Origin of the sequence: Methylocystis sp. ATCC 49242 (assembly GCF_000188155.2) — a bacterium.
GTDB lineage: Bacteria > Pseudomonadota > Alphaproteobacteria > Rhizobiales > Beijerinckiaceae > Methylocystis.
This window is the reverse complement of record NZ_KE124774.1, coordinates 186,890-213,498: the sequence shown is the minus strand read 5'-3', so window position 1 is coordinate 213,498 and position 26,609 is coordinate 186,890. Positions and strand designations below refer to the sequence as shown.

Here is a 26,609-nt window from a genome sequence, read left to right as displayed (position 1 = left end):
CCCCATGGCGGTGAAGCAACGTCTTTCGGTCTATCTCGACGCCGAGATGATGGCGCAGCTCGAAAAGCTTGCGGTAAAGGAGCGCGCTGCGAAGTCGTCGATCGCCGAGGCGGCGATCATCTCGTTCCTTACCGCGGACGACGCAGATCGATGGGAAGCCGCGCTAACGCGACGGCTCGACAGGCTAACGCGCTCCATCGACCGCGTGGAGCGCGACCTCGAATTCTCGGTCGAGGCGCTGGCGCTTTATATCCGCGCCTGGCTCACCGCAACGCCGCCATTGCCGGAAGGCGCACAAGCCGCAGCACAGGCCAAGGGGCGGGAGCGATATCAAAGTTTCGTCGAGGCGTTAGGGCGGAGGCTGGCAAAGGGTCAACGGTTGGCGAAGGAGGCTTTGGAGGAGATCGAGCCTAACTCCAGTGACGAGGGCTTCAGGAACGATGGCAATCGATGATCGCGTCCTTTTCCTCATTTTCGCGATGGTTCATTCATGGACCCACAGCGATCCTTTACTATGACTACGTCTTGGCTGGACTGATCAAGAGTTTCGTACCCATCTCTTCGCATGCTGCGTCCATGGACATGGCGCGAAAGCCCCCGCCCCCGTGGCATGCTCCATGCGACGCAGAGAAAAATGCGGGGGCAGACGTGCGAGACAACAAAGCGGCGGCGTTCGGTGGCGGGGCAATCATCGGCATGCTCGGCGGTCTAATCGGCTTAGGCGGAGCTGAATTCCGGTTGCCATTACTGATCGGCGCGTTTCAGTTCGCAGCGCTCGAAGCGGTTATCGTCAACAAGGCGACAAGCCTTGTGGTCGTCGCCTCGGCGTTGCCTTTTCGGGCCGCGGCTGTGCCGCTCGGCGGTGTAGCCGCAAATTGGCCGATTGTTCTCAACCTCCTGGCGGGCAGCCTCCTGGGCGCATGGCTCGGCGCGGGATGGGCGACGCGCCTCAAGTCGACAACGCTCTATCGCGTAATTGCCCCGCTACTTGTGGGCGTCGCCGCCCTGCTGCTGTTCGGCCACGATCAGCAGGGGGGCGGCCCAGCTCTCGCAACTGGCAATCTCCAGCTCGTCGCGGGTGTGGCGGCGGGCTTCATCATCGGGGTCGTCGCATCGCTTCTCGGCGTTGCGGGGGGCGAACTGCTTATTCCAACTCTGGTCTTGCTGTTCGGCGTGGATATCAAGCTTGCGGGAAGCCTCTCACTCGCCGTCAGTTTGCCGACAATGATCGTGGGTTTTACGCGCTACAGCCGTGACCGCAGTTTTGCAATTCTGCGCGAGAGCCGCGCATTCGTCCTCGTCATGGCGCTTGGCTCCATCGTCGGGACATTCCTCGGCGGGCAGCTGCTCGGCATGGCGCCGAACACGATTTTGCTCCCGCTGCTGGCCGCTATCCTCATCGCTTCCGCCATCAAAGTCTGGCGGCACGAGTGAAGGAAGCGGGGGCTTTCAGGCCTGCATCCAGCATGTCGAGCACGGGACATGAGGGGGCAACGTCACCGGAACATTGGGCGAGTGTCGCAGCGAGAATGCACTCAAGTCTGGCAAGGTCGGCGAGTTTCGTCCTCACCTTGTCGAGATGCATCAGTGCAATCTCTCTCACTTCGGCGCAGGAAGCGCGAGGCAGTTCGGCGAGGGCAAGCAGGGCGCGAATGTCCTCAATGCTGAATCCGAGCTCGCGGGCGCGGCGGATAAAGGCGAGCCTTTGAACGTCCGCATGTTCATAAGCGCGACGCCCGTTCGCCGTCCGTGCGGGCGAAGGCAACAGGCCGATGCGCTCGTAATAGCGCACGGTCTCGAAATTGACCCCCGCCGCCGCTGCGAGCTTGCCAATCGTCAAAGGCTGCATGAGTTTTCCCTTGAACCCGTAGTCGCTACAGGGTGCAGGATAGCCCAAACTTCAAGGAAGGGCGAGCCATGACCATCAACGATGCCGTGCAAAAGACGACGCCAGCCGTTACGTCTCCCCCTGCATTGACTGCCGCGCCGAAGTGGTTCGCAGCATTGGGACTCGTCGCAGGTCTCGGGGCGGTCGTCGCCTCGTCGTGCTGCGTTATTCCGCTCGGTCTCGCCGCGCTCGGCGCGGGCGCGAGCGTTCTAGGCGGCCTTGAGAAGGTCGCCGAATGGCGCGTCCCGCTTCTGGCGGTCAGCGCCTCGGCCATTGTCGGGGGGTGGGGCGCATGGTGGTGGAAGCGTCCGGTTCCTTGCGCTTCGGGTTCGGCGTGTGCGTCGCCGCAGCGATCACGCGCAACGCTGGGGCTGCTCCTGTGCGCCTCTCTCATTGTGGTGCTGGCGCCGAGCTGGAGCTATATCGACCCCGTGCTGCTGAAACTGTTTAAGGGGCGGTGAGTGCAACTCGTCTCGACGATAACCTGCCCGTCTTGCGGCCATCAATCGGCTGAGACAATGCCCACGGATGCCTGCCAGTTCTTCTATGAGTGCAAAGGCTGCGGTGCTTTGCTCAGGCCCAAGGCAGGAGATTGCTGCGTCTTCTGCTCATTTGGAGACGTGCCATGCCCGCCGATTCAGGAGGCAAAAGAGCAAGGCCGCGCAAGCGGATGCTGCTCGGACTCGTAGAGCAAAAAAGACCGATTTCCAAAGCCCGCACAAGGCTTACCGCGTGGTGTGTTTCTCTTCATTTGCGCACCGCCCGCGACTCAACTTTCGGCGTCTCGCGATTTCTCGATAAAGGGCTTCGGGACTGACGCCGATCTCCTGTGCGACGTTGGACCACTGGCCCTTGCCGGGCAACGAGCCATTCCAGGCGATCCACGAGCTCAGTCGATCCTCGACGGTTTTGAGCGATAGGATTTCCGCCTGAAGCCGCGCACGCTGCACATCATGCGCGAGGCGCTGGCCCCAAGCTTCCGCATAATCAGGGTTTTGGACGAGCCGACTGCGCAAAGCGTCGCGGGCCACAGCCCAAGTTATGGCAGCGGTTTCAGCACGCGCATCGCAGTAATACACGGTGGAATACACGGAAGCCTCTGCCAGAATTGATCCCGGCCCCGCGCGTTGAAGGATCAGAGACGTCCCGTCCTCGTGGACACGAACAAGATGGACGACGCCACGCCGCACGGCATGAACCAACTGCACGGCGTCTCCCAAGTGAAATACCGCCTCGCCCGCTGCGAAGGCGCATTCGTGCCCACTTAGGCCCTCCAGAAAGAATTCAGCCTCTGACATGATATCTATCATGTCTATAAACGCACGCCCATGGCAAGAACTCATTGAAGGAGAATCCGATGATCCGCGCCATTGCACTTTTCGCCTGCCTCTTCCCAACCATTGCGCTCGCGCAATCGGACCAGGAACAACACGGAGGCAGCCAAGCCTCTCACCATCAAATGATGATGGGGCATGAGCATCACTCTGGTCAGCCAGCCCCAACCCAACCCGGCCAGGCCGCATTCGCTGCCATTCAGGAAATTGCTGAAATTCTGGAAGCAGATCCGAAAACAGATTGGACCAAAGTCGATATCGAGGCGCTCCGACAGCACCTAATCGACATGAACAACGTCACCCTCACGGCTGAAGTGAAAAGCGAGCCTACGGAAGGCGGAATGCGCTTCACGGTAACGGGACCTGGCGCGGTCCGAGACTCCATCCGCCGCATGGTCGCAGCCCACGCGGCGACCATGAACGATGTCGACGGATGGGGCTTCGAAGCCTTGGAAATCGAGAGCGGTTCGACGCTCACAGTGCGTCCGTCCCCTGGGGAGGCCGCTAAGTTGCGCGGGCTCGGATTCATAGGTGTCATGACTCGTGGCATGCATCACCAGATGCATCACTTGATGATTGCGCGTGGTCAACATCCACATCGCTAAGTAAGCGGATTGTTCGACGCTCGATTGAGCTGATCCCTGACGTAGCTGCGTACAAGCCTTGCCGAAGCCGCTCGCGACCTTTGCTGAACGCGGACCTCTTTTTAAGGTCGTCGTCCTTGTTCTTTCAGCTTCTTTGCTCGCCCGACTTATTTCTAGGCGATGAGTGCCACTTGGAGACAGGACATGGAACACACCAGCGCCCCCTATCTCGACGCCAGACGCATGGTTATGGCAATCTTTCTGGGCTTGGTCTTCACGTCTGCCGCTATGACCTCGTCGTTTGCAAAGCCAGCAAGAAACACGGCTAAGCTACTCGGGAGACATGAAGTAGCGACGCCATGCGCGCCTTACGCAAGTGGCGACCGTTCCCCCCGCCGCCGTTGCTTCCCGCGAAGCTCGCGTTACGGCGACGAACGAGACTTTGAATGTTTCATTGATGAGTGAGGCGCAGCGACCATTCCAAGCACGGGCAAAAGCCACGCCTGAAACGGTCACTGCAATCCCTTTGCAATTTCATTTTGGGAACCTTGAACCGCATCCATGCGAAGCTTCTGATTGAGAACGCCTTGACTGGTTCTTATATTTCCATCATATTAGAAATATGGAAAGCCATGAAGCCATAGCCGCCCTTGTCGCGCTCGGTCATGAGACGCGCCTCGATATTTTCCGGCTGCTCATGCAAGCCGGACCCAAGGGACTTGCGGCGGGACAGATCGGCGAGCGGCTCGCGCTCCCACCTGCGACGCTGTCGTTCCACCTCAGTCAGCTCAAGCATGCGGACCTCGTGACCTTCCGCCGCGAAAGTCGGTCACTGATCTACTCGGCTGCTTATCCGGTCATGAATGCGCTGCTCGCTTACATGACCGAGAACTGCTGCCAAGGCGCAACCGCTTCATGCGAAGCCGACGCTCCTCCAACTTGCCCGCCAAAGGGACGCCATGAAACGCCTGCACGTGCACGTGTCCGTTGATGACCTTGCGGGGTCCATCCGCTTTTACAGCGCGCTTTTTGGGGCGGAGCCGACCGTCGCCGCGTCCGATTACGCGAAATGGATGCTGGATGATCCGCGCGTGAACTTCGCGATATCGTCGCGCGGCGGAAAGGCTGGCGTCGATCATCTTGGGATTCAGGTCGAGACGCCAGAAGAACTGAAGGAAGTCTATGGCCGCCTGCAACGTGCTGAACGGCCTGTGCTCGAAGAGGGCGCGACAACCTGCTGCTACGCCGAGTCCGAGAAAGCGTGGACGTCCGACCCGCAAGGGCTCTTGTGGGAATCGTTCCTGACGAGCGGCGAAAGCACGATTTACGGCGACGATGAATCGCTTGCAGGATTCCGCACGGGTGGCGGCGTCGCGGAGCCCGCCTCCTGCTGCGGCTCTAAGCCTGCGCCTGCGGTTGAAGGCGCTTGTTGTTCTGGAACGGGAGCCAACAAATGACTGACCGCGTTTATAACGTCCTCTTTCTTTGCACCGGCAACACTGCGCGCTCCGTCTTGGCGGAAGGCATTCTGCGCAAGGATGGCGCGGGCCGGTTCAACGCCTATTCGGCGGGAAGCCAGCCGAAGGGCGTCGTCAATCCCTATGCGCTCAAGACTCTTGCCGAGTTTGGCTATCCGACAGATGGCTTCCGCTCGAAGAGCTGGGACGAATTCGCCGCGCCCGACGCGCCGAAAATGGATTTCGTTTTCACCGTCTGCGACAGCGCAGCGGGTGAAGCCTGCCCGATCTGGCCGGGCCAGCCCATGACCGCGCATTGGGGCATTGAAGACCCTGCCGCCGTCGAGGGCTCTGATCTGGAGAAGCAACGCGCCTTCAACGAAGCCTTCCGCTACATGAAAAATCGGATCTGGCTGCTGCTCGCGGTGCCAATCGCGCGCCTGGATAAACTCGCGCTCAAGAACCGTTTGCAGGAAATCGGCGAGTCCGAAGGGGCAACCCACGGCCAAAAGACGGAGGCGTGAGGGTGACGATCACCATCTATCACAACCCCGCCTGCGGCACCTCGCGCAACACGCTCGCGATGATCCGGCAGAGCGGCGAAGAGCCGGTCGTCGTTGAATATTTGAAGGAGCCCCCGACGCGCGAGCGGCTCGTCGAACTGCTCGCGGCCATGGGGATTTCAGCGCGCGAGCTGCTCCGCCAGAAGGGCACGCCCTATGACGCGCTCGGTCTCGGCGACCCGAAGTGGACGGAAGAGGAATTGATTGGCTTCATGCTCGAACACCCGATCCTCATCAACCGGCCAATCGTCGTAACGCCGAAGGGCGCGCGGCTGTGCCGTCCCTCGGAGGCCGTGCTCGATATTCTGCCCAACCCCGACATCGGCGGCTTCATCAAGGAAGATGGGGAAGTCGTCGGCGGCAGGGCCTCACAACCTCAACCCTGAAAGGAACACCATGGCGACCATTCATGTTTTTGATCCCGCTCTTTGTTGCAGCTCTGGCGTCTGCGGCGTTGAAACCGATCAGGCCCTTGTGACTTTCGCCGCTGACGTGGATTGGGCGAAGCAGAACGGCGCGCAAGTGGAGCGCTTCAATCTTGCGCAGCAACCCTTGGCCTTCGCCGACAACGCCACGGTGAAAGGCTTTCTCGAACGCTCCGGGCAGGAAGCGCTGCCGCTGATCCTGGTTGACGGCGATATCGCGCTCGCCGGACGCTATCCGAGCCGCACGGAGCTGGCGCGCTGGGCGGGCGTCAAAGAGGTCGAGGAAGTAAAACAAGGCGCATGTTGCAGCGGCACATCCTGCTGCTGAAAGGTCGATATGAAATTTCTAGAACAACCTCCGCGCTTTCTCTTTTTCACCGGCAAAGGCGGCGTCGGCAAAACGTCGATCGCCTGCGCGACGGCGATACAGCTCGCCGAAGCCGGTCGCCGTGTGCTGCTCGTCAGCACCGATCCGGCCTCGAATGTCGGGCAGGTGTTCGGGGTCGGCATCGGCGACAAAATCACGGCGATTGACGCCGTGCCGAACCTGTTCGCGCTGGAAATCGACCCGCAGGCCGCTGCGCAAGCCTATCGCGACCGCATTGTCGGTCCCGTGCGCGGCAAGTTGCCGGACGCCGTGGTGAAGGGCATCGAAGAGCAGCTCTCGGGAGCCTGCACGACGGAGATCGCCGCCTTCGACGAATTCACGGCGCTGTTGACGGACACCGCTATTACGTCGGGTTACGACCATATCATCTTCGATACGGCCCCGACCGGCCACACCATACGCCTCTTGCAGCTTCCCGTTGCGTGGAGCGGCTTTCTCGAAGCGGGCAAGGGTGACGCCTCCTGCCTCGGCCCGCTCGCTGGACTGGAAAAGCAGCGCGCGCAATACAGCGCCGCCGTTGACGCTTTGGCCGACGGTCAGCGCACCCGTCTTATCCTTGTCGCACGCGCCCAAAATTCCGCGCTGCGCGAAGCCGCGCGCACGCATGAAGAACTGGCGGCGATTGGTCTCAATCAGCAATTCCTCGTCGTGAATGGTCTGCTGCCGAAGGAAGAGGCGGCGCTCGATGCGCTCGCCGCCGCACTTTACGCGCGCGAGCAGTCCGCTCTTGGGGCCACACCCGATGCGCTTCGCGGCTTGCCCTGCGACTATGTGCCATTGAAGCCCTTCAATCTGGTCGGGCTCGATGCGTTGCGTCAGCTCCTCGTCGAGACGCCGCCGCACCTGGACGCAGCGGTCGGCGAAGCTGTCGAGCTGCACGCGCCCAGTCTCTCCGAGCTGGTCGATGGCGTCGCCGCCGACGGTCACGGCCTGGTCATGCTGATGGGCAAGGGCGGCGTCGGCAAAACGACGCTGGCGGCGGCGGTTGCGGTCGAACTGGCGCATCGCGGCCTGCCAGTGCATCTCACCACCTCCGACCCTGCGGCGCATCTGGCTGAAACGCTGCATGGCTCACTGGAAAACCTGACGGTCAGCCGCATCGATCCGCACGCCGAAACTGAACGCTACCGGCAAGAGGTGCTGCGGACGAAGGGTGCAAAGCTCGACGCGCAGGGACGCGCCTTGCTGGAAGAAGATTTGCGCTCGCCCTGCACGGAAGAAATCGCCGTCTTTCAAGCTTTCTCGCGCATCATCCGCGAGGCGGGCGAGAAGTTCGTCGTCATGGACACCGCGCCGACCGGCCACACGTTACTGCTCCTGGATGCGACGGGGGCGTATCACCGCGAGGTCGCGCGGATGCTGGACGCCAAGGGCGCGCATTACACGACGCCGATGATGCAGCTACAGGACGAGCGCCGAACCAAGGTTTTGCTCGTCACGCTCGCGGAAACGACGCCCGTCCTCGAAGCGGCAAACCTTCAGGCGGATTTGCGCCGTGCGGGGATCGAGCCATGGGCGTGGGTCGTCAATAACAGCGTCGCGGCGGCGCGCCCGCATTCTCCCTTGCTGCGCCAGCGCGCGAAGAACGAACTGCGCGAGGTGGAGAAAGTCGCAACAACCCACGCGCGGCGCTACGCCGTCGTACCGCTGCTGAGGGAAGAGCCGGTCGGGGTGTCGCGCCTTCTCGAACTGGCTGGCCGTGCGACTGAACCCGTCTGAAATATCATTGGGAAGATCGAGCATCATGAGTGAAGCCACAACCGTCGCCAGAAACTCCACGATAGACAAAGCGCCGGCAATGGGCGTGTTCGAGCGATATCTGACTCTCTGGGTCGCCCTTTGCATCGTCGCTGGAATTGTCCTTGGGCAGATGATGCCCGCCGTCTTCCACGCCATTGGCGCGGCGACGGTCGCCGAGGTCAATTTGCCGGTCGCCGTGCTCGTCTGGCTCATGATTGTTCCCATGCTCCTGAAAATCGACCTTGCCGCTCTCGGGCAGGTGAAGGAGCATTGGCGCGGAATTGCCGTAACCGTCGGCATCAATTGGCTGGTGAAGCCCTTCTCCATGGCGCTGCTCGGCTGGATTTTCATCTCGCATCTGTTCCGGCCCTATCTGCCTGCCGATCAGATTGACGGCTATATTGCCGGATTGATCCTGCTGGCGGCGGCTCCCTGCACGGCCATGGTCTTCGTCTGGTCCAACCTCGTCGAAGGAGAACCGCATTTCACACTGTCCCAAGTCGCGCTGAATGACTCCATCATGGTCATCGCCTTCGCGCCGATCGTCGCGCTGCTGCTCGGCCTCTCCTCCATCACCGTGCCTTGGAACACGCTGCTCCTGTCGGTCCTGCTCTACATCGTCGTGCCGGTCATCGCCGCACAACTATGGCGGCGGGCGCTGTTGGCGCAGGGTGGCGACGCCGCGCTAAAAAGGACGCTCGCGCGGCTCGGCCCGCTGTCGCTTTCGGCATTGCTGCTGACGCTCGTCCTGCTCTTTGGCCTGCAAGGCGAGCAGATCATCGCGCAGCCGCTCGTCATCGGCCTGCTGGCTGTGCCGATCTTGATCCAGGTCTATTTCAACGCTGGTCTTGCCTATCTGATGAACCGCGCGCTCGGCGTGGAGTGGTGCGTCGCGGGCCCTTCAGCGCTTATTGGCGCGAGCAACTTTTTCGAGCTGGCGGTGGCCACAGCCATTGCGCTCTTCGGTTTCCAGTCAGGTGCGGCGCTGGCGACGGTCGTCGGCGTCCTCGTGGAAGTGCCGGTCATGCTCTCCGTCGTTCATATCGTCCGGCGCTCGCGCGGATGGTATGAAAGGAGCGCGGCTTAATTTCGTAGCTCTGACGGGGCAGTTTCATGTCAAAAAATCCACTTCGCCATCACACCCCTGACGACGATCCAGAGGCGGGAACACCCGGCACTGGCGAGGACATTTGCCCCGATTGCAAAGGAACCGGCAAGCAGGTGGACAAGAAGACAGGCCAACCCACGGAAGAGCCCTGCGAACGCTGCGACGGAACAGGCCGGATCATCGAGGGCATTGGTTAGTTTCAATGGGCGCCCTGGAAGTGGCGAACGCCAAATCCGCCGCCGCATACAACGCCGCGGCGGATTATTTTGACCATCCTGTCAGCTCCTTCTGGCATCGTTTCGGACGGCAGACCGTTGAGCGCCTCGGCTTGAGCGAGGGTGAGAGGATTCTCGATGTGTGCTGCGGGAGCGGCGGCTCCGCGCTGCCCGCCGCTGAAGCTGTCGGGCGAAAGGGCAATGTCGTCGCGGTCGATCTCGCTGAGCGGCTCGTCAGCTTGGGAGAGGCACAGGCGCGCGAGAAGGGGCTCGGCAATCTCGAATTCAGGATCGGCGACATGCTGGCGCTCGATTATCCCGACGCGAGCTTCGACGTGGTGGCCTGCATCTTCGGGATTTTCTTTGTCCCCGACATGGTTGCGTTCACAAAGGAGCTTTGGCGCATGGTCCGCCCGAACGGACGACTCGCCATCACCACCTGGGAGCGTCAATAACTGACGCACTGGCATCTACAAACAGAAGCAGCTTGTATCTCGTGTGGTTTTCGTATATTGACCTCCATATCGAATTCTAGACGAACACTTGGTTGAGCCCTTCGCGGCCCCACTGACGAAATCTCCCCTTAAAATTCGACTTAACCTTTGCATGCGCTTTCGCGCATGCAAACGATCTTGCTATGCACTTGTGAGAACTCTCATGTTTTATGGAACGGTAAAGTGGTTTAACTCCCAAAAGGGCTTCGGTTTCATTCAGCCTGACGATGGCGGCAAGGACGTTTTCGTCCACATCTCTGCCGTCGAGCAGGCTGGTATGCGTGACCTCAGTGAGGGGCAGAAGCTCAGCTACGACATCATTGATGATCGCCGCAGCGGCAAGGCCTCGGCTGGAAAGCTCCAGGCGGCCTGATCTATCGGTTCTCGGAAGGGATGTGGACCACGGATGTAATGGCCAGATTCACTTCTAGAACCCAGAACAAGTCTCAGACAGCAGTCTGAGACTTTTTTATTTGCACCTAGCGCGGACACTGGTGGTTTATGATATTTCTACATGACTGATGCAGCCCAAGACCCCATATTCAACCTATTCCATCAACTCGATCACCGCATTGGCGCCTTCGAGGCGCTGTCAGACAATGTTCCAGATGCCTTCGTCGAGGCGTGCCGGGCTGTCACGGATGCGGCGACGCGCAAGCCACTGGCAATGATCGAAGCGGCACTTGTCGCTGCCATTGCCTTGGCTGACACCTTGCTGGCAGGCTGACCTCGCGTCCAGCGACGAGCCAGGCGCGACACGTGGCGCAGTGTAAAAACAAGAAAAAGCAATGATGGGTGGCGCACCGCTGTCACCGCAAAAGCGTATGTCGCTTTCGAGCCTCACGTCCAAGGCTTTGCTTGAGAAAGAAAAGGTATGCATATGGACGAAAAACACGCAAATGCGCACGAGCAGTTCTTTTTAGCTATAAGGGCGCTCGCAGCATCCGCTGACAGTATTCAATTGCGATTGATCCGGGCCAATGAATTCATTCTCCTTGTCACAATTGATGAATTCGAGGAAGAAAAAGAGCTAAAGATCAAATTTGCAAGAATACTTGACTATTTGGCCGTCGATCAAGACGACCTGGAAGAGGTCGCCGTTGAGACCGCCGCGCACATGACAGATATGGAAGCCGCTAAAGTTGCGGGGCTGATTTGCGATTTTTTCTACGACCTCGGATAGGTCGTCATCCTGACGGAACAACATCTTCCATCACCAACGAGAGATAAAGCCACCGGCGACCTGCTGCCGGTGGTTCCTTTTTCGGCTGTCTGAAAATCCAAGGTATTTTGAACAGTCCGCTTTTGGCGGAAAATGTCGCTCTTCCGAAAGCGGCCATGCCGGTTCTTGGAAAACGTCGAATGTTCTGCGACCTTGCCCTCCAGGTCCAAGCGGCAGAACCGCCGATAGGTGAGATTGAGATGCACTTCCTCGCATAGGCGACGTTCCGAGCGAATGCCCAAGCAATAGCCGACCAGAAGCATGCGAACCATCAGCTCCGGATCAACCGAGGGGCGCCCGATGCTGCTGTAGAAAGCCTTTGACGCGAGTTTTTCAAAACGATCGGCGCAAAGGGGACTTGAAACCGTCTCCAAAGTAACGCGTGGTAGCGTGTTTCGCCGCCTTTTTGCGACAGACCTAGCTGGAGGCGCGCCCTGCCAATCCCCTGTCATTGCACGCCACAGCGCTACGCCCCCTGCTGACTTGTTGCATTCCATCCGGTCGCGCCTTTCTTAATCGACCCCGGCTTGGAACCGCCACCTTGCAGTTCCGCGACAACCGGGGATCAAAGTGCGCTCTCAAAACGACAACGCTGAAGCGCTCTCGCGCAGCGCCCGCATGTTGCGCACGGCGCTCGGCACAGAGATTGCGGGCTGGCTCGACGATGCGAGCGTCGTCGAGATCATGCTCAATCCCGACGGACGGCTTTGGCTCGATCGTCTGACGAGCGGGCTCGAGGATACGGGCGTGCGACTTTCGGCGGAAGACGGCGAGAGGATCATCCGGCTCGTCGCGCATCATGTCGGCGCCGAGGTGCATGCCGGCGCGCCGCGCGTCTCGGCGGAGCTGCCGGAAACCGGCGAGCGCTTTGAAGGGGTCCTGCCGCCGGTCGTTTATGCTCCAGCCTTCGCCATCCGCAAGCCCGCGGTCGCGGTGTTCTCGATCAACGATTACGTCGCGGCTGGCGTCATGACGAAAGATCAGGCGGCTATTCTTCGCGCCTCGGTCGCTGAACGCAGGAACATCCTCGTCGCTGGCGGGACGTCCACCGGCAAGACGACGCTCTCCAACGCCCTGCTCGCCGAGATCGCCAAGGCCTCCGACCGCGTCGTGCTGATCGAAGACACGCGCGAGCTGCAATGCGCCGCGCCCAATCTCGTGTCGTTGCGCACCAAGGACGGCGTCGCCTCGCTGTCCGATCTGGTTCGCTCTTCGCTCCGGCTTCGACCCGATCGCATCCCCATCGGGGAGGTGCGTGGCGCCGAGGCGCTCGATTTGCTCAAAGCCTGGGGCACGGGACATCCGGGCGGGGTCGGCACCATTCACGCTGGGTCAGCGCTGGGAGCGCTACACCGTCTCGAACAGCTCATCCAGGAAGCGGTCGTCACCGTCCCGCGCGCGCTGATCGCCGAGACGATCCAGATCATCGCGGTTCTCGCCGGCCGAGGAACGGAACGGCGGCTGATCGAACTCGCCGCCGTTCAGGGCCTCGACGCCTACGGCGACTACGCGCTCACCGACCTCACCTCCGTCACCTTTGGAGACACCCATGAAAAGGTTTCCGATCCGCAATCGATTGCGCGCTCGCATTAATCTTGAGCTTTCCTTCCTGATCTCGGCCACCGCGCTTTCCACGCCGGCCTTCGCCGCCGGCTCCAACATGCCCTGGGAGCAGCCACTCCAGCAGATCCTGCAGTCGATAGAAGGGCCGGTCGCCAAGATCATCGCGGTCATCATCATCATCACGACCGGCCTGACGCTGGCCTTCGGCGACACCTCGGGCGGCTTCCGGCGGCTGGTGCAGATCGTCTTCGGCCTGTCGATCGCCTTCGCAGCCTCGAGCTTTTTTCTGTCCTTCTTCTCCTTCGGCGGCGGAGCGCTGATCTGATGGAGAACGAGAACCTTCTCGTCGACGGCGGCGTCGCGGGCTTCCGCGTTCCCGTCCGCCGGGCGCTGACCGAACCGATCTTCCTCGGCGGCGCGCCGCGCTCGATCGCCATTCTGAACGGCACGCTCGCCGCGGCGCTTGGCCTCGGTCTCCGGCTCTGGCTCGCCGGCCTCGCCTTCTGGGTTGTGGCGCAGTTCGCCGCCGTCTGGGCGGCAAAGCGCGATCCCGATTTCGTCGAAGTCGTTCGCCGGCATTTGCGCTACCCGGCGCATTTCGGGGTGTGAGGAGAAGCGAAAATGCTCAACCTCGCCGAATATCGCAGGAAGCCGCAGAGCCTCGCCGACTTCCTGCCCTGGGCCGCGCTCGTCGCGCCGGGCGTCGTGCTGAACAAGGACGGCTCGCTTCAGCGAACGGCGCGCTTTCGTGGCCCCGATCTCGAAAGCGCCACGCAAGCCGAACTCGTCGGCGTCACGGCGCGGCTCAACAATGCGCTGCGGCGCCTGGGGTCCGGCTGGGCGATCTTCTTCGAAGCGCAGCGCAATCCCGCGCAAGACTATCCGGCGAGCTCCTTCCCCGATCTGGTCTCCGCACTCGTCGACGAGGAGCGGCGCGCCCAGTTCGAAGAGGAAGGGACGCATTTCGAGAGCGGGTATTTTCTCACCCTCGCTTATCTGCCGCCCGAGGACGAGGCGGCAGGCGCCGAGAGCTGGCTCTATGAGGGCCGTTCGCAGGAAGGCGCGCCAAGCGCCGTTCTCGCTGGCTTCATCGACCGCACCGACCGGCTCTTGCAGCTCATCGACGGCTTCGCGCCGGAAGCCGAATGGCTCTCCGACGGCGAGACCCTGACCTATCTCCATTCCTGCGTCTCGACCAAACGCCACAAGATCCGCGTTCCCGAGACGCCCATGCATCTCGACGCGATCCTCGCCGACGAGCCGCTGACCGGCGGCCTCGAGCCACGACTCGGACGCGCGCATCTGCGCATTCTCACTATCATGGGCTTCCCCTCGTCGACCCATCCCGGAATCCTCGACGAGCTCAATCGCCTCGCCTTTCCCTATCGCTGGTCGACAAGGGCAATCACGCTCGACAAGACGGACGCTACGAAGGTCGTCACCCGCATCCGCCGGCAATGGTTCGCCAAGCGCAAATCGATCCTGGCGATCCTGAAGGAGGTGATGACCAATGAGTCCTCCGTCCTTCTCGACACCGACGCCCATAACAAGGCGCTCGACGCCGACGCCGCGCTGCAGGATCTGGGCTCCGATTTGATCGGTGAAGCCTATGTGACGGCGACGATCACCGTCTGGGACGAGGATGCCCGTCTCGCCGACGAGAAGCTGCGTCTTGCGGAAAAAGTCATCCAGGGCCGCGACTTCACGTCGATGGTCGAGACAGTCAACGCCATCGAAGCCTGGCTCGGCTCGCTTCCGGGTCATGTCTACGCCAATGTCCGTCAGCCGCCGATTTCGACCATCAATCTCGCCCATATGATCCCGCTTTCGGCGGTCTGGGCGGGCACGTTGACGGACGCGCATCTCAATGCGCCGCCGCTCTTCTTTAGTCGCACCGAAGGTTCGACGCCGTTTCGCTTCTCGCTCCATGTCGGCGATGTCGGCCACACGCTCGTTATCGGGCCAACCGGCGCGGGCAAGAGCGTTCTGCTCGCTTTGATGGCGCTTCAGTTCCGCCGCTACGAGCGTTCGAAAATCTTTGTCTTCGATTTCGGGGGATCGGCGCGGGCGGCGACGCTCGCCATGGGCGGCAGCTGGCACGATCTCGGCGGTGCACTTTCCGCGGAAAGTCTCGATCCCGTCGCCTTGCAGCCTCTCGCCGCGGCGGACGATCCCGCCGGGTGCGCCTGGGCCGCCGATTGGATCGCCTCCATCCTCGCCCGCGAAAATGTCGCCGTCACCCCGGAGGTGAAGGAGCATCTTTGGTCGGCGCTCTCGTCTCTCGCCTCCGCGCCGATTGAAGAGCGCACTCTCACCGGCCTCTCGGTGCTCCTCCAATCCAATCCGCTCAAGCGCGCGCTCAAGCCGTTTTGCCTGGGCGGGCCGCATGGACGGCTTCTAGATTCCGAGACGGAGCTTCTCGGCGCCGCCGACGTCCAATGTTTCGAGACCGAAGGGCTGATCGGCTCCGCGGCCGCGCCCGCCGTCCTTTCCTACCTCTTCCACCGCCTCGAAGGCCGGCTCGACGGCGCGCCCGCGCTCCTCGTCATCGACGAAGGCTGGCTCGCCCTCGACGATCCCGGTTTCGCCGCTCAATTGCGCGAATGGCTCAAGACGCTGCGCAAGAAAAACGCTTCCGTCGTCTTCGCCACCCAGTCGCTCGCCGATATCGAGACGAGCCCGATCGCGCCCGCGATCGTCGAGAGCTGCCCAACCCGGATTTTCCTGCCCAACGAGCGCGCGATCGAGCCGCAGATCCTCTCCATCTATCGTCGCTTTGGCCTCAACGACCGGCAGATCGAGATCATCGCGCGGGCAACGCCCAAGCGCGACTATTACTGCCAGTCGCGGCGCGGCAATCGCCTCTTCGAATTGGGCCTCGGTCCCGTAGCGCTGGCCCTTTGCGCCGCGTCTTCGAAAAGCGACCAAAAACGCATCGCCGAGATTTCGGCGGCCGCAGGACGCGAGGGCTTCGCGCGCGCCTGGCTGTCCGCGCGCGGCCTCGATTGGGCCGCCGATCTTCTCCCCGCCTCGACCGATCTGGAGACATCGTCATGACCCGCATTCGTCGCCTCGCAGCCGCGAGCGCTTTCGCTTTGTCGCTTGCTTTCTTCAGCGCGCCCGCCTCGGGGCAATTCGTTGTGTTCGATCCGACCAATTACGCCCAGAACGTCCTGACCGCGGCGAACACGCTGCAGCAGATCAACAATCAGGTCACGAGCCTACAGAATGAGGCGCGGATGCTGATCAATCAGGGGAGGAACCTTGCGAACCTCCCCTATTCCTCGCTGCAAACGATCCAGCAGTCGATCTCACAAACGCAACAGCTGCTCCGCGAGGCCCAGCGCATCGCCTATGACGTGCAGCAGATCGACCAGGCTTTCTCGACGCAGTACGGCCCCGTCGATGCTTCGGTGAGTTCGGCGAGCCTTGTCGACGGCGCTAGGCAGCGCTGGCAAAACTCTCTGTCCGCCTTGCAGGACGCGATGCGCCTTCAGGCCGGCATCGTGCAATCCATCGACACAGCCCGCTCAGAGGCCGGCGCACTCATCTCGTCGAGCCAGTCCGCGCTCGGCGCCCTTCAGGCGTCGCAGGCTGGCAATCAGCTCCTGGCGCTTCAGAGCAAACAACTCGCCGATGTGACGGCGCTCCTCGCCTCGCAAGGCCGCGCCCAGTCCCTCGAACTCGCGCGCAACGCCGAAGCCCAGGAACAGGCGCGCGAGCAGATGCGTCGCTTCGTTGCGCCCGGGCAAGCCTATCAGCCCGGCAATGTCGCCATGTTTCATTGAGTGAGGGCGATGTCATGAACTGGAGAGAATGGCTCGCGCCCGAGAATATTGGCTTTGTCGCCGTTGGGATCGTCATCGGCGCGATCGCGCTCATTGGCGTCGAATCCGCCTGCGACGCCGATGTCGCGGCGCGAACGAAACCGGCGTCGCTCTTGCCGAGCGGCGCGCCATCGAGAGAGCCTACCATCGATCCCGAGCTATTGCGCTGCGCCCAGCTTCCCATTGAAGAGGCGGACGATCCCGCCTGCAAGGCGCTCTGGGCAAAGGAACGCAGGCGCTTTCTTGGGGACCGCAAGTCGACGACGGAGCCGGCCGAACATCTGATCGATATGTTCCCGTCACATCGCTCGCCCGCCGACGGCGCCTCGCCGAAGCCCGCGCGCGAGAGCGAGTAGCGCCATGGGCGGAACCGGCGTCATCGATCGCTTCCTCGAGACCTTCACCCGCTATATCGACTCCGGCTTCGGCCTGCTCGGCGGCGAGGTGGGGTTTCTGGCGACGACGCTGGTCGTCATCGACGTCACCCTCGCCGCGCTGTTCTGGAGCATGGGCCCTGGCGAAGACATCATCGCCCGCTTGGTGAAGAAGACCCTGTTCGTTGGCGTCTTCGCCTGGCTCATCGGCAATTGGAACAATCTCGCCCGCATCGTCTTCGAAAGCTTTTCGGGGCTCGGCCTCAAGGCTGCTGGGGCGGGGCTCTCCACCGCCGACTTCCTGCGGCCCGGCCGCGTCGCCCAGGTCGGGATCGACGCCGGACGCCCCCTGCTCGATTCCCTCTCGCAGCTTCTGGGCTATGTCTCCTTCTTCGAAAACGTCGTCCAGATCGCCATTCTACTCATCGCCTGGCTCATCGTTCTCCTGAGCTTTTTCATTCTGGCGATCCAGCTCTTCGTCACGCTGATCGAGTTCAAGCTGACGACGCTCGCCGGCTTCGTCCTCATTCCCTTCGGCCTCTTCGGCAAGACCGCCTTTCTCGCCGAACGCGTACTCGGCAATGTCGTCTCCTCCGGCGTCAAGGTGCTGGTGCTCGCCGTCATCGTCGGCATCGGCTCGACGCTCTTCGCGCAATTCACGCAAGGCTTTGCAAGCCAGCCCACCGTCGACGACGCCATGGCGCTGGTTCTCGCGGCGCTCTCCCTACTCGGCCTCGGAATCTTCGGCCCCGGCATCGCCAATGGGATCGTCTCGGGCGGCCCGCAGCTTGGCGCCGGCGCCGTCGTCGGGACCGGGCTTGTCGCGGGCGGCGCGGGGGCCGCTGGCTATGGCGCCCTGCGTCTTGCGGGCGGGACGCTCTCGGGCCTCGCCGGAAGGAACGAGACGCAGGCCGCGACGACATTGCCGCCCTCGCGGGGCCCGCAGCCGCCCGCTGGCAGCGCGCCGCCTTCCGCGCCCCCTGGCGGTTCTAGTGGCGGGCCGGGAGGTTCGGCTGCGCGACCATTCGCTTCAGCGGGTGCCGCGTCGGCCCCTCCGCCTGATGGCGGCGCCTCCGCAGGCGTTGGCGTCAATCCAGCGCCATCCGGCGAACCCGCGTGGGCCAAACGCCTGAAGCGCTCGCAATCCGTCTCGCACGGCGTCTCGATCGCCGCCCATGCTCTCCGCTCCGGCGACGCCCATGGCGGCGGCGCCTCCGTCAATCTGTCCGAGGCCCGCTAATGTTCAAACGATCTTCCGTCCGCTACGGACGCACGCCCGAACCCGAAACGCCCTATCAGAAAGCCGCGCAGGTCTGGGACGAGCGCATCGGCTCGGCGCGCGTACAAGCCAAGAACTGGCGACTGATCGCCTTTGGCAATCTCTTCCTCGCGGGCGGTCTCGCGATCGCCCTCGTCTGGCAGAGTGCGCGTGGCTCGGTCGTGCCCTGGGTCGTGCAGATCGATAGATTCGGCGAATCGCAGGCCGTCGCGCCCGCTGTTGCGGACTACAAGCCAACCGATCCTCAGATCGCCTGGCATCTCGCCCGCTTTGTCGAGCACGTCCGATCAATCCCGGCCGATCCGATCGTCGTGCGGCAAAACTGGCTCAAGGCCTACGACTTCGTCACCGAGAAAGGCGCGCTGGCGTTGAACGACTACGCCCGCGCCAACGATCCCTTCGGCAAGGTCGGGCAGGTCCAGATCGCCGTCGATGTCGCCAGCGTCATTCGCGCCTCCGACGATTCGTTCCGCGTCGCCTGGACCGAGCGCCGCTATGAGAACGCCAGCCTCGCCTCCACCGAACGCTGGACCGCCATTCTCACGATCATCATTCAGCCGCCCCGTGACGCCGAGCGCCTGCGCAAGAACCCGCTCGGTCTCTTCATTCACGCCATCAATTGGTCGAAGGAGCTTGGCCAATGACTCAATTGTCGCTTCGGGCTTTCTTGAGCCTCACTCTCTCGTCGTCTCTGCTCAGCGCCTGCTCGAGCTTCAAGCCGCCGGAGATCGCCTATGATGATTTGCCGGTTCCGGCGAGCCTGCAGAGCGATCCGCCCGGCCCGGTCAAAATCGTCGAAATCCCGAAGATCCTGCCGCTGCCGGGCCAGCTCAAATCCCTTGCGCGGGGCAAGGGAGAGCGGCCTGAGCCGATCGATCCGAAAGCGCGGATCGAACAGGCCAACGCCGCCGCGCGCATGGAGCCGCGCCGCGCCGGCTACATCAACGCCGTCCAGATCTATCCCTTCACCGAAGGCGCGCTCTATCAGGTCTATGCCGCGCCGGGTGAGATCACCGACATCGCGCTTCAAGACGGTGAGCAACTCGTGGGCTCCGGCCCCGTCGCCGCCGGCGATACGGTGCGCTGGATCATCGGCGATACGGAGAGCGGAGCCGGCGCCGCCCGCAAGACGCACATCATGGTCAAGCCGACGCGCGCCGATCTGATGACCAATCTCGTCATCAACACCGACCGCCGCACCTATCATCTCGAGCTGCGTTCGACCGAGAAGACCTATATGGCTTCGGTCTCCTGGCAATATCCGCAGGACGAGCTCATCGCGCTGCGCCGCCAGAACGTCGCCGCCGAGGCCGCCGCGCCGGTCGATGTCGGCCTCGATCTCGCCCGGCTCAATTTCCGCTACGCCATCGAGGGCGACGCCGCGCCCTGGCGGCCGCTGCGCGCCTTCGACGATGGCCGCAAGGTCTATATCGAATTCCCGCGCGGCGTCTCTCAGGGCGAGATGCCGCCGCTCTTCGTCACCGGCGCCTCGGGCGACAGCCAGCTCGTCAATTACCGCGTGCGGGGCAATCACATGATTGTCGACCGGCTCTTCGCCGCCGCGGAACTGCGCTTCGGTTCGGACGACCAGAAGATCGTCCGCATAGTGCGCAGCGATGGAAGGTCCGCCATATGAGCGGGCCGGAACACGAGAAGAAGCTTGCGGAGGAACTGCGGCTGCGACCCGAGCGGCCGCCAGTGACGCGCCTTTCGCGCCGTGTGCTGATCGCTCTTGCGGGCGTCTCTTCGGCCACCCTTCTCGGCCTGACCATCTGGGCGCTGCAGGGGCGCTCCCGCTCCGGCCCCGCGCCGGAACTCATCAATACGGAAGCGAAGGCGACGCCCGACGGCCTTGCGTCCCTGCCGCGCGACTATGCGGGCCTGCCCAAGAACGTCCCCAAGTTGGGGCCGCCGCTCCCGGGCGATCTCGGCCGTCCGATCCTCGCGGCCCAGGGACAATTGCCGCCGACCGGCCCCGATCCCGAACAGCAGCGCATCGGCCAGGAGCGCGAGGCGGCGCGGACGGCGAAACTTTTTGCGACGACGAATCCGCGCGAACGGCCGTCGAGCAATGCCGAGAGCGCTCAAAGATCGACGGTTGATACGAGCGTCCACGTAAAGGCGCTTCCAAACGAGCCGGCCCCAATCGATCCCGGCGACGTCCAGAACATGCAGGATCGCAAGCTCGCGTTCGTGAACGCGCCCGCCGATCGCCGCACGGTCAGCCCCGACCGTCTCGCCGCGCCCGCCTCGCGCTATGTCTTGCAGGCGGGCGCCGCCATTCCCGCCGCGCTCATCACCGGCATCCGCTCCGATCTTCCTGGTCAGATCACCGCGCAGGTCACCGAAAATGTCTATGACAGCCCGACCGGGCGCTTTTTGCTTATCCCGCAAGGCTCGAAACTCATCGGCGTCTACGACTCCCAGATCGCCTTCGGGCAATCCCGCGTGTTGCTCGTCTGGAGCCGTCTCATTCTCCCCGACGGGCGCTCCATCGTCCTCGAACGCCAGCCCGGCGCCGACGCCGCCGGCTATTCCGGGCTGGAGGACGAGGTCGACCATCACTGGCTTCGTCTCGCCAGCGCCGCCGCTCTTTCGACCATCCTCGGCGTCGGGACGCAGCTTGGCACAACTGGCGACGAAAGCGCCCTCATCCAGGCTCTGCGCCGCGGCGGCGCGCAAAGCCTCAATCAGACCGGCCAGCAGGTGGTCGGGCGTAATCTCAATATCCAGCCGACGCTCACCATTCGACCAGGGTTTCCGGTGCGGGTGATCGTCACCCGCGATCTTGTCCTCGCGCCTTATCTGGAGCCCGGCGACGTCATCGCGACTGGAGGCGAGCCATGACCAAGCTGAAACTCTCCGGGGTGGAAGACGAAAAGCCAGTGAAAGTGATCGTCACGCTGTCGGCGGCCCTGCATCGGAATTTGGTCGCCTATGCCGAAATCCTCGCGCGCGACTCTGGGAAGGCGATCGAGCCGGAAAAGCTCATCGCGCCGATGCTGGAGAGATTTATCGCCAGCGACCGGGGTTTTGGAAAGGCGCGTCGTCGTGAGTAAAGGCCGAGAGCAGTGACGAATCCCAGCATGCCTCTCCAAAGAGAACTTTGAATTGCGGAATTCTAGGCTGCGCGAATTACACTGATCCCGTGAAGCGCCTCGGGCCTCAAATGGGTGTACCGCCGCAGCATTTTCCAGTCCTTATGACCCGTAACTAAAGCGACCTGCTCTATCGAGAACCCTGCTTCGAAAAGACGGCTCGTGCCTTCGTGTCGCAGGTCATGAAAATGCAAATCCTCTATCTTTAATTCGCGGCATTGCCTTCGAAAGGCAGTTCCGACAGACTTTCCATTATAGGGAAAAATCCGTCCCTCGCTCGTCCTGGAGATGGAGCGCTGTTCTTCGATAATCGCGCATGGGTCGTAATCACGGATAGTGAGCAGCGGGATCCTCTGGTTATTTCCGCTCTTCTTTCGAGGATCCTTGCGATCTCGAATGAGTAACATCTTTTCAGCCGGATCAAAATCTTCCCATCGTATTCTGCTAATTTCATCCTGCCGCATAGCAGTTGCAATCGCGAACCGAACTATCCGACCGACCGGAATATGTTGTCTCGGATTATTGTCAAACGAAGCGATGATACGATCGATTTCATCCTGCGTCGGCCGACGGTCTCGTTCGGTCCCCTTCCCCACCAATCCAAGTCGACCTAGCGCAATGCGCGCAAGATCGATTGGTTCCATGGATACCTGAACGCCATGCACCGCGGCCGCATGCGACAATATCGTCTTGATGTAACCAAGGTCGATCCCGAGCGTAACCGGGCCCGCCCCTTCTTTCGCCCGATCTCGGCCGAATTGGATGAGGCGCTCACGATCCAGCCCACCAAGCTTACAAGTCCCAAGTCTTCGCTCTAGAAAAACCAGGCTGGCGGACTTCGAACGGCCGATCTGCCGTCCCACATCGCGAAGGTCATCTCGATGGAGACGAACCAGATCGCCGAACGTCTTGGCGTCCCTTCGCACGCGCTTTGTCGGAGACTCCCCGCGATCAATCCGCCGTTCGATGTCCAGGGCCCATTCCTCCGCATCGCGACGACGGAGGAATGACTCGTTGACATATTTTCCTTTGCGCCGAACCTGGACGCGCCAAGATCCCGATTTGAGCTTCGTGAACGTCGCCATTTCGTGTGCGCTCTGTGTGCACTGAAAGATCGAAAGGTAGCGAAAAGTGTCGTATCGAGGCGTAGAATGGAGTGCACACGACGCGACCTACGCCATTGAGACTAAACAGAAAATGCTGACAAATCAAGACATTAGATTCGCCGTTGCGCCTATGATGGATTGGACCGATCGGCATTGCCGCTATTTCCATCGTCTGCTGTCGCGGCGCGCGCGGCTTTACACAGAGATGCTCACCACCGGCGCCGTCATCCACGGCGACCGCCTGCGTCTGATGGGTTTCGACGCCTTCGAACAGCCGGTGGCCTTTCAGCTTGGCGGGTCCGAGCCCGCCGATCTCGGCCGCGCTGCGCGGATCGTCGAGGAATTCGGCTATGCCGAGGTCAATCTCAATGTCGGCTGCCCGTCCGACCGCGTGCAGAACGGCGCTTTCGGCGCATGCCTCATGCAGTGTCCGGCGCTCGTCGCCGACTGCGTGAAGGCGATGAAGGACGCCGTCGCCCTGCCCGTCACCGTGAAATGCCGCATCGGCGTCGACGATCAGGAGCCCGAACGCGCCCTGTTCGACATTGCGGAGCGATGCGTCGAGGCTGGCGTGGATGCGTTGATCGTCCATGCGCGCAAGGCGTGGCTGCAGGGCCTGTCGCCGAAGGAGAACCGCGACATTCCGCCCCTCGACTATGCGCTCGTGCACCGCCTCAAGCGCGCGCTGCCCGCGACGCCCATCGCCATCAACGGCGGCATCGCGACCCTCGCCCAAATGCGCGAGCAACTAACGGAAGTCGATGGCGTGATGGTTGGCCGCGCCGCCTACCATGACCCCGCGCTGCTGCTGCAAGTCGATGCCGAGCTGTTCGATGCGCCCTCGCCGCTCGCAGATTGCTTCCAGGCGGTGGAGGCGTTCCTCCCCTACATCGAGCGTGAACTGAGCAAGGGCGAAAGACTGTCGTCCATCACGCGGCATTTGCTCGGGCTGTTCGCGGGGTTGCCGGGCGCCCGGTCCTATCGCAGGCGCCTCGCGCTGGAAGCGGTCAGGCCCGGCGCGGGCGTCGAGGTTCTGCTCGACGCGGTCGGCGAGGTGCGCGCCGCAATGGCGCGTATGAGCGAGCCCGCGCCGGCGTCGTGACGCGCGGGCGTCAGCGCGCGGATAAAGCGACCAAAATTGCAATTTCTGACGCCTGTTGCGCGGCGCCGAGCACGTCTCCCGTATAACCGCCGATCTGACGCTGCGCCAATTTCGTGAGCGCGACCGTGACAATAATCGCAGCTAGTTGAGAGGCGACGATTTGCGCGACAGACGCGCCCGCAACCAGAGGGCATAGCGCCAGCGCTGCAGCGACGACGAAGGCACGCCGTATCATATCGGATGACGGAGGCGCTGAAGACGCCCCCGCCCCGTCTGCGCGTGCGGGCGTCGCGACAAGCATCGGCGCCAATCCCGCCGCGCGCGAAAACGCGCCAGCGGCCAGGACCGCAAAGAATGCGAGCATCGCGCCGCGTTCGATGATCGCCGCCAGCGCAAAAACCCGCAGCATCGTCGAAAGACACAGCGCAAGACCCCCATAGGAGCCGAGCCGGCTGTCGCGCATGATGGCGAGCTTCGCTTCGCGATCCTTGCCGCCGCCGAAGCCATCCGCGAGATCGGCGAGGCCATCCTCGTGCAACGCGCCGGTCGTGAATGCGAGGGCTGCCACAGCGCAGGCCGCTGTAACGGTAGTCGGGAGATGCAACGGTTGCGCAACGAGAATTACCGCGCCGCCAATGCCGCCGATGATTGCGCCGCCGATCGGCGCCGCCCAGCCGACGCGCGAAAAATCGGGCGCGTTATGCGCGTCATTCGCACCCGCGACCGGCAGGCGCGAATAAAATTGCAGGCACGCGCGAACATCCTGGATGATCCTCTGCATCATGCCTTCTCATGACCGAAGGCGCCCGACTTGTCGAGCGCCCCCGCGATCACAATCAGGACGCCGACTGCATCACCTGGATCGCCGCCGGCGACAGCACGACGACCATCAGCACCGGCAGGAAGAAGACGATCATCGGAACCGTCAGCTTCGGCGGCAGGGCCGCGGCTTTCTTCTCCGCTTCCATCATGCGCATGTCGCGGCTTTCCTGCGCGGTGATGCGCAACGCCTGACCGAGCGGCGTGCCGTATTTTTCCGCCTGAATGAGCACGGTCGAAATCTGCTTCACCGACTCGAGGCCCGTGCGCGCGGCGAGATTGAGATAGGCCGTGCGCCGGTCGGGAAGATAGGAGAGTTCGGCCGTGGCGAGCGCAAATTCCTCGGCCAGCGGAATCGACTGCACGCCGATTTCAGAACCGACCTTGCGGAAGGCATGCTCGATCGACATGCCGGATTCGACGCAAATCAGCATCAGATCGAGCGCGTCCGGAAAAGCGCGGCGCATCGACGTCTGCCTGTTTGTGATGGTGTTGCTGATGAACAGCTCCGGAGCCTTCACGCCGAGATAGGTGGCGCCGATGACTATCATCGTCTTGAGCAGGCTGCTCATGTCGGAATCGTCGAGGAAGTAAAGGTAGAAAAGCGCAAAAAACAGAAAGGCGATCGGCGTCACGAGACGAAAGAACAGAAAGGCCACTTCCGCCTGCGGCCCGCGAAAGCCGGCGGACGCAAGCTTCAGCTTCGCGTCATCAGTATTGAGCCATTTCGACAGGGAGAACCTGTCGACGACATTCTTCATATAGAATTTCGGCTCCTGACGAAGCGCCTTGCCCTGCGTTTTCGCCAGCGCGCGTTCGCGCTGACGAATGCGCTCGCGCTCGCTCGAAACACTTTTCATTCGCCGCGACAGAGTGTCCGTGTTGAGCAGCGGCATGGCGATCGTCAGGATCGTCGCAATAACCGCGATCGCCGTCAGTATGCTGACGATGAATCGACCGTCGGCCAATTTTTCGATAATCTCATTCATCCGTCTCGCCCCTCGCCGCCCGCTCTCGCGATTGTGCCGATCTGCTCCGCGTCAGATATCGAAGTTGATCATCTTGCGCATGATGAAGACGCCGATCGCCATCCACAGCAATCCGCAGGCGATGATGATTTTTCCGATGTTGGTGGTGAAGAGAACCATCATGTACGAAGGCGTCGTGAGATAGACGGCCCCGCCGACAAGGAACGGCAGACTGCCGATAATGCCCGCTGACGCCTTGGCCTCGGACGACATCGCCTTCACCTTCCCCTTCATTTTCTTGCGATCACGCAGCACGCGCGAAAGATTGCCGAGCGCTTCCGACAGATTGCCGCCCGACTTCTGCTGAATATTGATCACGATGGAGAAAAAGGAGGCTTCCGGCACCGGCACGCGCTCGGCGAAACGCTCCACCGCCTCGCCGACAGAAAGTCCGATCGCCTGGGACTCGATGATACGTCGGAACTCGCCGCGAACCGGCTCCTGCCCTTCGCTCGCGATCACGCGAAAGCAATCCGCCACCGGCAAGCCCGCCTTCACGCCGCGAATGATTACATCGATGGAGCCAGGAAACTCCTCGATGAATTTCGAGATGCGGCGCTTGCGCAGAAATGACAGCAGCCAGTTGGGCAGGCCGAAGATCCCAACCGCGGCCCCGCCAATCACCACCATGATGTCGCCATTCACCACGAGCAGGAAAAAGGCGACCAACAGACCGAAAGCGACAGAACCGATGAGAAAAACCTGCGGCGTCCAGGTGAGGCCCGCCTGCATGATGCGCTGTTCGAGCGTAAGCTTTTTCTTCTTGTTCTGGTTCTCAACCTCCTTCAGGCTTTCGGCAATCATCTTGCGGCGCTTCGCGGGATCGACTGTTCCCCTCCCCGCGACGGCGCCGCGCTCGCTTCTGCCAGAGGTCAGCGCGGCCGTACGTTTTTGCGCTTTTATCTCGCCCGAAAGATAGGGGTAGACGAAGGCGTACATCACACCCGCGACGGCGAGCACAATCAGGACGACAACCGCAATCTGCCGCTCCATGG

The 26,609-nt window shown here is 62.2% G+C and carries 36 protein-coding genes and 1 pseudogene; 29 read left to right on the top strand and 8 right to left on the bottom strand.

Going from position 1 to position 26,609, the window contains the following annotated elements; translation table 11 throughout:
- Window positions 1-4: 4 nt before the first annotated feature.
- Window positions 5-454, top strand: coding sequence for a ribbon-helix-helix protein, CopG family (locus tag MET49242_RS02975; protein ID WP_084678854.1), 450 nt, complete (start codon window positions 5-7; stop codon window positions 452-454).
- Window positions 451-1,434 (top strand): sulfite exporter TauE/SafE family protein, encoded by a 984-nt coding sequence (locus MET49242_RS02970; RefSeq protein WP_084678853.1) that lies wholly within the window; start codon window positions 451-453, stop codon window positions 1,432-1,434. Before MET49242_RS02975 ends, MET49242_RS02970 begins: the two co-directional genes overlap by 4 nt.
- On the opposite strand, the gene MET49242_RS02965 is transcribed toward MET49242_RS02970, so the two are convergent.
- Window positions 1,412-1,849, bottom strand: a complete 438-nt coding sequence (locus MET49242_RS02965; protein WP_051133961.1) for a helix-turn-helix domain-containing protein — start codon at window positions 1,847-1,849, stop codon at window positions 1,412-1,414. The two genes, MET49242_RS02970 and MET49242_RS02965, sit on opposite strands and share 23 nt — an antisense overlap.
- A gap of 68 nt (window positions 1,850-1,917) precedes the next feature.
- On the opposite strand from MET49242_RS02965, the gene MET49242_RS02960 reads away from it, so the two are divergent.
- Entirely contained in the window at window positions 1,918-2,349 is a 432-nt protein-coding gene (locus MET49242_RS02960) for a mercury transporter MerT (RefSeq protein ID WP_051133960.1), read from the top strand.
- On the top strand, window positions 2,350-2,577 hold the full coding sequence (locus tag MET49242_RS26035; protein WP_084678852.1) for a GDCCVxC domain-containing (seleno)protein: 228 nt from the start codon (window positions 2,350-2,352) through the stop codon (window positions 2,575-2,577).
- 36 nt (window positions 2,578-2,613) lie between these two features.
- Here MET49242_RS26035 and MET49242_RS02955 read toward each other — a convergent pair whose 3' ends face one another.
- Window positions 2,614-3,186, bottom strand: a complete 573-nt coding sequence (locus MET49242_RS02955) for a Crp/Fnr family transcriptional regulator (RefSeq protein ID WP_158497240.1) — start codon at window positions 3,184-3,186, stop codon at window positions 2,614-2,616.
- A gap of 59 nt (window positions 3,187-3,245) precedes the next feature.
- Between MET49242_RS02955 and MET49242_RS25410 the strand changes: the two genes are divergently transcribed.
- Window positions 3,246-3,827, top strand: coding sequence for a hypothetical protein (locus MET49242_RS25410; protein ID WP_051133958.1), 582 nt, complete (start codon window positions 3,246-3,248; stop codon window positions 3,825-3,827).
- Between the two features lie 577 nt (window positions 3,828-4,404).
- Here MET49242_RS25410 and MET49242_RS26030 read toward each other — a convergent pair.
- Window positions 4,405-4,602 carry a hypothetical protein gene (locus tag MET49242_RS26030; RefSeq protein ID WP_036280548.1) on the bottom strand — a complete coding sequence of 66 codons (198 nt, stop codon included), beginning with the start codon at window positions 4,600-4,602 and terminating at the stop codon, window positions 4,405-4,407.
- On the opposite strand from MET49242_RS26030, the gene MET49242_RS23850 reads away from it, so the two are divergent.
- The 12 genes from MET49242_RS23850 (at window position 4,504) to MET49242_RS02895 (ending at window position 11,379) form a co-directional block, all read left to right on the top strand.
- Window positions 4,504-4,797, top strand: coding sequence for a helix-turn-helix transcriptional regulator (locus MET49242_RS23850; protein ID WP_244430882.1), 294 nt, complete (start codon window positions 4,504-4,506; stop codon window positions 4,795-4,797). The genes MET49242_RS26030 and MET49242_RS23850 overlap by 99 nt on opposite strands.
- Entirely contained in the window at window positions 4,766-5,263 is a 498-nt protein-coding gene (locus tag MET49242_RS02940) for an ArsI/CadI family heavy metal resistance metalloenzyme (RefSeq protein WP_036280546.1), read from the top strand. The genes MET49242_RS23850 and MET49242_RS02940 overlap by 32 nt, the downstream gene beginning before the upstream one ends.
- Window positions 5,260-5,787: an arsenate reductase ArsC gene (locus tag MET49242_RS02935; RefSeq protein ID WP_036280545.1), complete on the top strand. Its 528-nt coding sequence runs from the start codon at window positions 5,260-5,262 to the stop codon at window positions 5,785-5,787. The genes MET49242_RS02940 and MET49242_RS02935 overlap by 4 nt, the downstream gene beginning before the upstream one ends.
- 2 nt (window positions 5,788-5,789) lie before the next feature.
- Complete coding sequence (gene arsC, locus MET49242_RS02930) at window positions 5,790-6,212, top strand: arsenate reductase (glutaredoxin) (RefSeq protein ID WP_036280543.1); 423 nt, start codon at window positions 5,790-5,792, stop codon at window positions 6,210-6,212.
- A gap of 10 nt (window positions 6,213-6,222) precedes the next feature.
- The gene (gene arsD, locus MET49242_RS02925) at window positions 6,223-6,579 is read left to right on the top strand and encodes an arsenite efflux transporter metallochaperone ArsD (protein WP_036280542.1); all 357 of its coding nucleotides are present in this window, start codon (window positions 6,223-6,225) and stop codon (window positions 6,577-6,579) included.
- Between the two features lie 9 nt (window positions 6,580-6,588).
- A complete protein-coding gene (arsA, locus tag MET49242_RS02920) occupies window positions 6,589-8,358 on the top strand; it encodes an arsenical pump-driving ATPase (protein WP_036280541.1) in 1,770 nt (589 codons plus the stop codon).
- 79 nt (window positions 8,359-8,437) lie between these two features.
- A complete protein-coding gene (gene arsB, locus MET49242_RS02915; protein WP_036280540.1) occupies window positions 8,438-9,466 on the top strand; it encodes an ACR3 family arsenite efflux transporter in 1,029 nt (342 codons plus the stop codon).
- A 26-nt stretch (window positions 9,467-9,492) separates the two neighbouring features.
- Entirely contained in the window at window positions 9,493-9,684 is a 192-nt protein-coding gene (locus MET49242_RS23845; RefSeq protein WP_084678848.1) for a hypothetical protein, read from the top strand.
- Window positions 9,685-9,689: 5 nt separating this feature from the next.
- Entirely contained in the window at window positions 9,690-10,157 is a 468-nt protein-coding gene (locus MET49242_RS02910) for a class I SAM-dependent methyltransferase (protein ID WP_084678847.1), read from the top strand.
- Window positions 10,158-10,359: 202 nt separating this feature from the next.
- A complete protein-coding gene (locus MET49242_RS02905) occupies window positions 10,360-10,569 on the top strand; it encodes a cold-shock protein (protein WP_036280539.1) in 210 nt (69 codons plus the stop codon).
- A gap of 141 nt (window positions 10,570-10,710) precedes the next feature.
- Window positions 10,711-10,923 (top strand): hypothetical protein, encoded by a 213-nt coding sequence (locus MET49242_RS02900; protein ID WP_036280538.1) that lies wholly within the window; start codon window positions 10,711-10,713, stop codon window positions 10,921-10,923.
- Window positions 10,924-11,076: 153 nt separating this feature from the next.
- Entirely contained in the window at window positions 11,077-11,379 is a 303-nt protein-coding gene (locus MET49242_RS02895) for a hypothetical protein (protein WP_036286659.1), read from the top strand.
- A gap of 125 nt (window positions 11,380-11,504) precedes the next feature.
- Here MET49242_RS02895 and MET49242_RS02890 read toward each other — a convergent pair.
- Window positions 11,505-11,732, bottom strand: a pseudogene (locus tag MET49242_RS02890) (transposase); the annotation flags it as partial.
- Window positions 11,733-12,036: 304 nt separating this feature from the next.
- On the opposite strand from MET49242_RS02890, the gene trbB reads away from it, so the two are divergent.
- From trbB to MET49242_RS02835, 11 genes are read left to right on the top strand one after another with little or no spacing between them, the layout of a single operon-like run.
- Window positions 12,037-13,011, top strand: coding sequence for a P-type conjugative transfer ATPase TrbB (gene trbB, locus MET49242_RS02885; RefSeq protein ID WP_051134439.1), 975 nt, complete (start codon window positions 12,037-12,039; stop codon window positions 13,009-13,011).
- Window positions 12,968-13,306: a TrbC/VirB2 family protein gene (locus tag MET49242_RS02880; RefSeq protein WP_036280537.1), complete on the top strand. Its 339-nt coding sequence runs from the start codon at window positions 12,968-12,970 to the stop codon at window positions 13,304-13,306. The genes trbB and MET49242_RS02880 overlap by 44 nt, the downstream gene beginning before the upstream one ends.
- Window positions 13,306-13,590, top strand: coding sequence for a VirB3 family type IV secretion system protein (locus tag MET49242_RS02875; protein ID WP_036280535.1), 285 nt, complete (start codon window positions 13,306-13,308; stop codon window positions 13,588-13,590). Before MET49242_RS02880 ends, MET49242_RS02875 begins: the two co-directional genes overlap by 1 nt.
- Before the next feature lie 12 nt (window positions 13,591-13,602).
- Window positions 13,603-16,038: a conjugal transfer protein TrbE gene (gene trbE / locus MET49242_RS02870; RefSeq protein WP_036280533.1), complete on the top strand. Its 2,436-nt coding sequence runs from the start codon at window positions 13,603-13,605 to the stop codon at window positions 16,036-16,038.
- Window positions 16,035-16,769: a P-type conjugative transfer protein TrbJ gene (gene trbJ, locus MET49242_RS02865; RefSeq protein WP_036280531.1), complete on the top strand. Its 735-nt coding sequence runs from the start codon at window positions 16,035-16,037 to the stop codon at window positions 16,767-16,769. Before trbE ends, trbJ begins: the two co-directional genes overlap by 4 nt.
- A gap of 14 nt (window positions 16,770-16,783) precedes the next feature.
- The gene (gene trbK-alt, locus MET49242_RS02860) at window positions 16,784-17,164 is read left to right on the top strand and encodes a putative entry exclusion protein TrbK-alt (RefSeq protein WP_036280530.1); all 381 of its coding nucleotides are present in this window, start codon (window positions 16,784-16,786) and stop codon (window positions 17,162-17,164) included.
- Window positions 17,165-17,168: 4 nt separating this feature from the next.
- Window positions 17,169-18,422 (top strand): P-type conjugative transfer protein TrbL, encoded by a 1,254-nt coding sequence (trbL, locus tag MET49242_RS02855; RefSeq protein ID WP_036280528.1) that lies wholly within the window; start codon window positions 17,169-17,171, stop codon window positions 18,420-18,422.
- Entirely contained in the window at window positions 18,422-19,105 is a 684-nt protein-coding gene (trbF, locus tag MET49242_RS02850; RefSeq protein WP_036280526.1) for a conjugal transfer protein TrbF, read from the top strand. Before trbL ends, trbF begins: the two co-directional genes overlap by 1 nt.
- Window positions 19,102-20,097 carry a P-type conjugative transfer protein TrbG gene (gene trbG, locus MET49242_RS02845; RefSeq protein WP_036280524.1) on the top strand — a complete coding sequence of 332 codons (996 nt, stop codon included), beginning with the start codon at window positions 19,102-19,104 and terminating at the stop codon, window positions 20,095-20,097. The genes trbF and trbG overlap by 4 nt, the downstream gene beginning before the upstream one ends.
- Window positions 20,094-21,308: a TrbI/VirB10 family protein gene (locus tag MET49242_RS02840; protein ID WP_036280522.1), complete on the top strand. Its 1,215-nt coding sequence runs from the start codon at window positions 20,094-20,096 to the stop codon at window positions 21,306-21,308. The genes trbG and MET49242_RS02840 overlap by 4 nt, the downstream gene beginning before the upstream one ends.
- Window positions 21,305-21,520, top strand: a complete 216-nt coding sequence (locus MET49242_RS02835) for a DUF2274 domain-containing protein (protein ID WP_036280520.1) — start codon at window positions 21,305-21,307, stop codon at window positions 21,518-21,520. The genes MET49242_RS02840 and MET49242_RS02835 overlap by 4 nt, the downstream gene beginning before the upstream one ends.
- 62 nt (window positions 21,521-21,582) lie before the next feature.
- Here the strand turns inward: MET49242_RS02835 and MET49242_RS02830 are convergent, their stop codons facing one another.
- Window positions 21,583-22,644, bottom strand: coding sequence for a site-specific integrase (locus tag MET49242_RS02830; RefSeq protein WP_036280517.1), 1,062 nt, complete (start codon window positions 22,642-22,644; stop codon window positions 21,583-21,585).
- A gap of 112 nt (window positions 22,645-22,756) precedes the next feature.
- Here MET49242_RS02830 and dusA point away from each other — a divergent pair, with 112 nt between their 5' ends.
- A complete protein-coding gene (dusA, locus tag MET49242_RS02825; protein ID WP_036280514.1) occupies window positions 22,757-23,767 on the top strand; it encodes a tRNA dihydrouridine(20/20a) synthase DusA in 1,011 nt (336 codons plus the stop codon).
- Between the two features lie 10 nt (window positions 23,768-23,777).
- Here dusA and cobS read toward each other — a convergent pair whose 3' ends face one another.
- The 3 genes from cobS to MET49242_RS02810 are packed head-to-tail and all read right to left on the bottom strand — an operon-like array spanning window position 23,778 to window position 26,607.
- Window positions 23,778-24,551 carry an adenosylcobinamide-GDP ribazoletransferase gene (cobS, locus tag MET49242_RS02820; protein ID WP_036280512.1) on the bottom strand — a complete coding sequence of 258 codons (774 nt, stop codon included), beginning with the start codon at window positions 24,549-24,551 and terminating at the stop codon, window positions 23,778-23,780.
- Between the two features lie 52 nt (window positions 24,552-24,603).
- A complete protein-coding gene (locus MET49242_RS02815) occupies window positions 24,604-25,575 on the bottom strand; it encodes a type II secretion system F family protein (protein ID WP_036280510.1) in 972 nt (323 codons plus the stop codon).
- 51 nt (window positions 25,576-25,626) lie between these two features.
- Window positions 25,627-26,607 (bottom strand): type II secretion system F family protein, encoded by a 981-nt coding sequence (locus tag MET49242_RS02810; RefSeq protein ID WP_036280507.1) that lies wholly within the window; start codon window positions 26,605-26,607, stop codon window positions 25,627-25,629.
- Window positions 26,608-26,609: the final 2 nt, after the last annotated feature.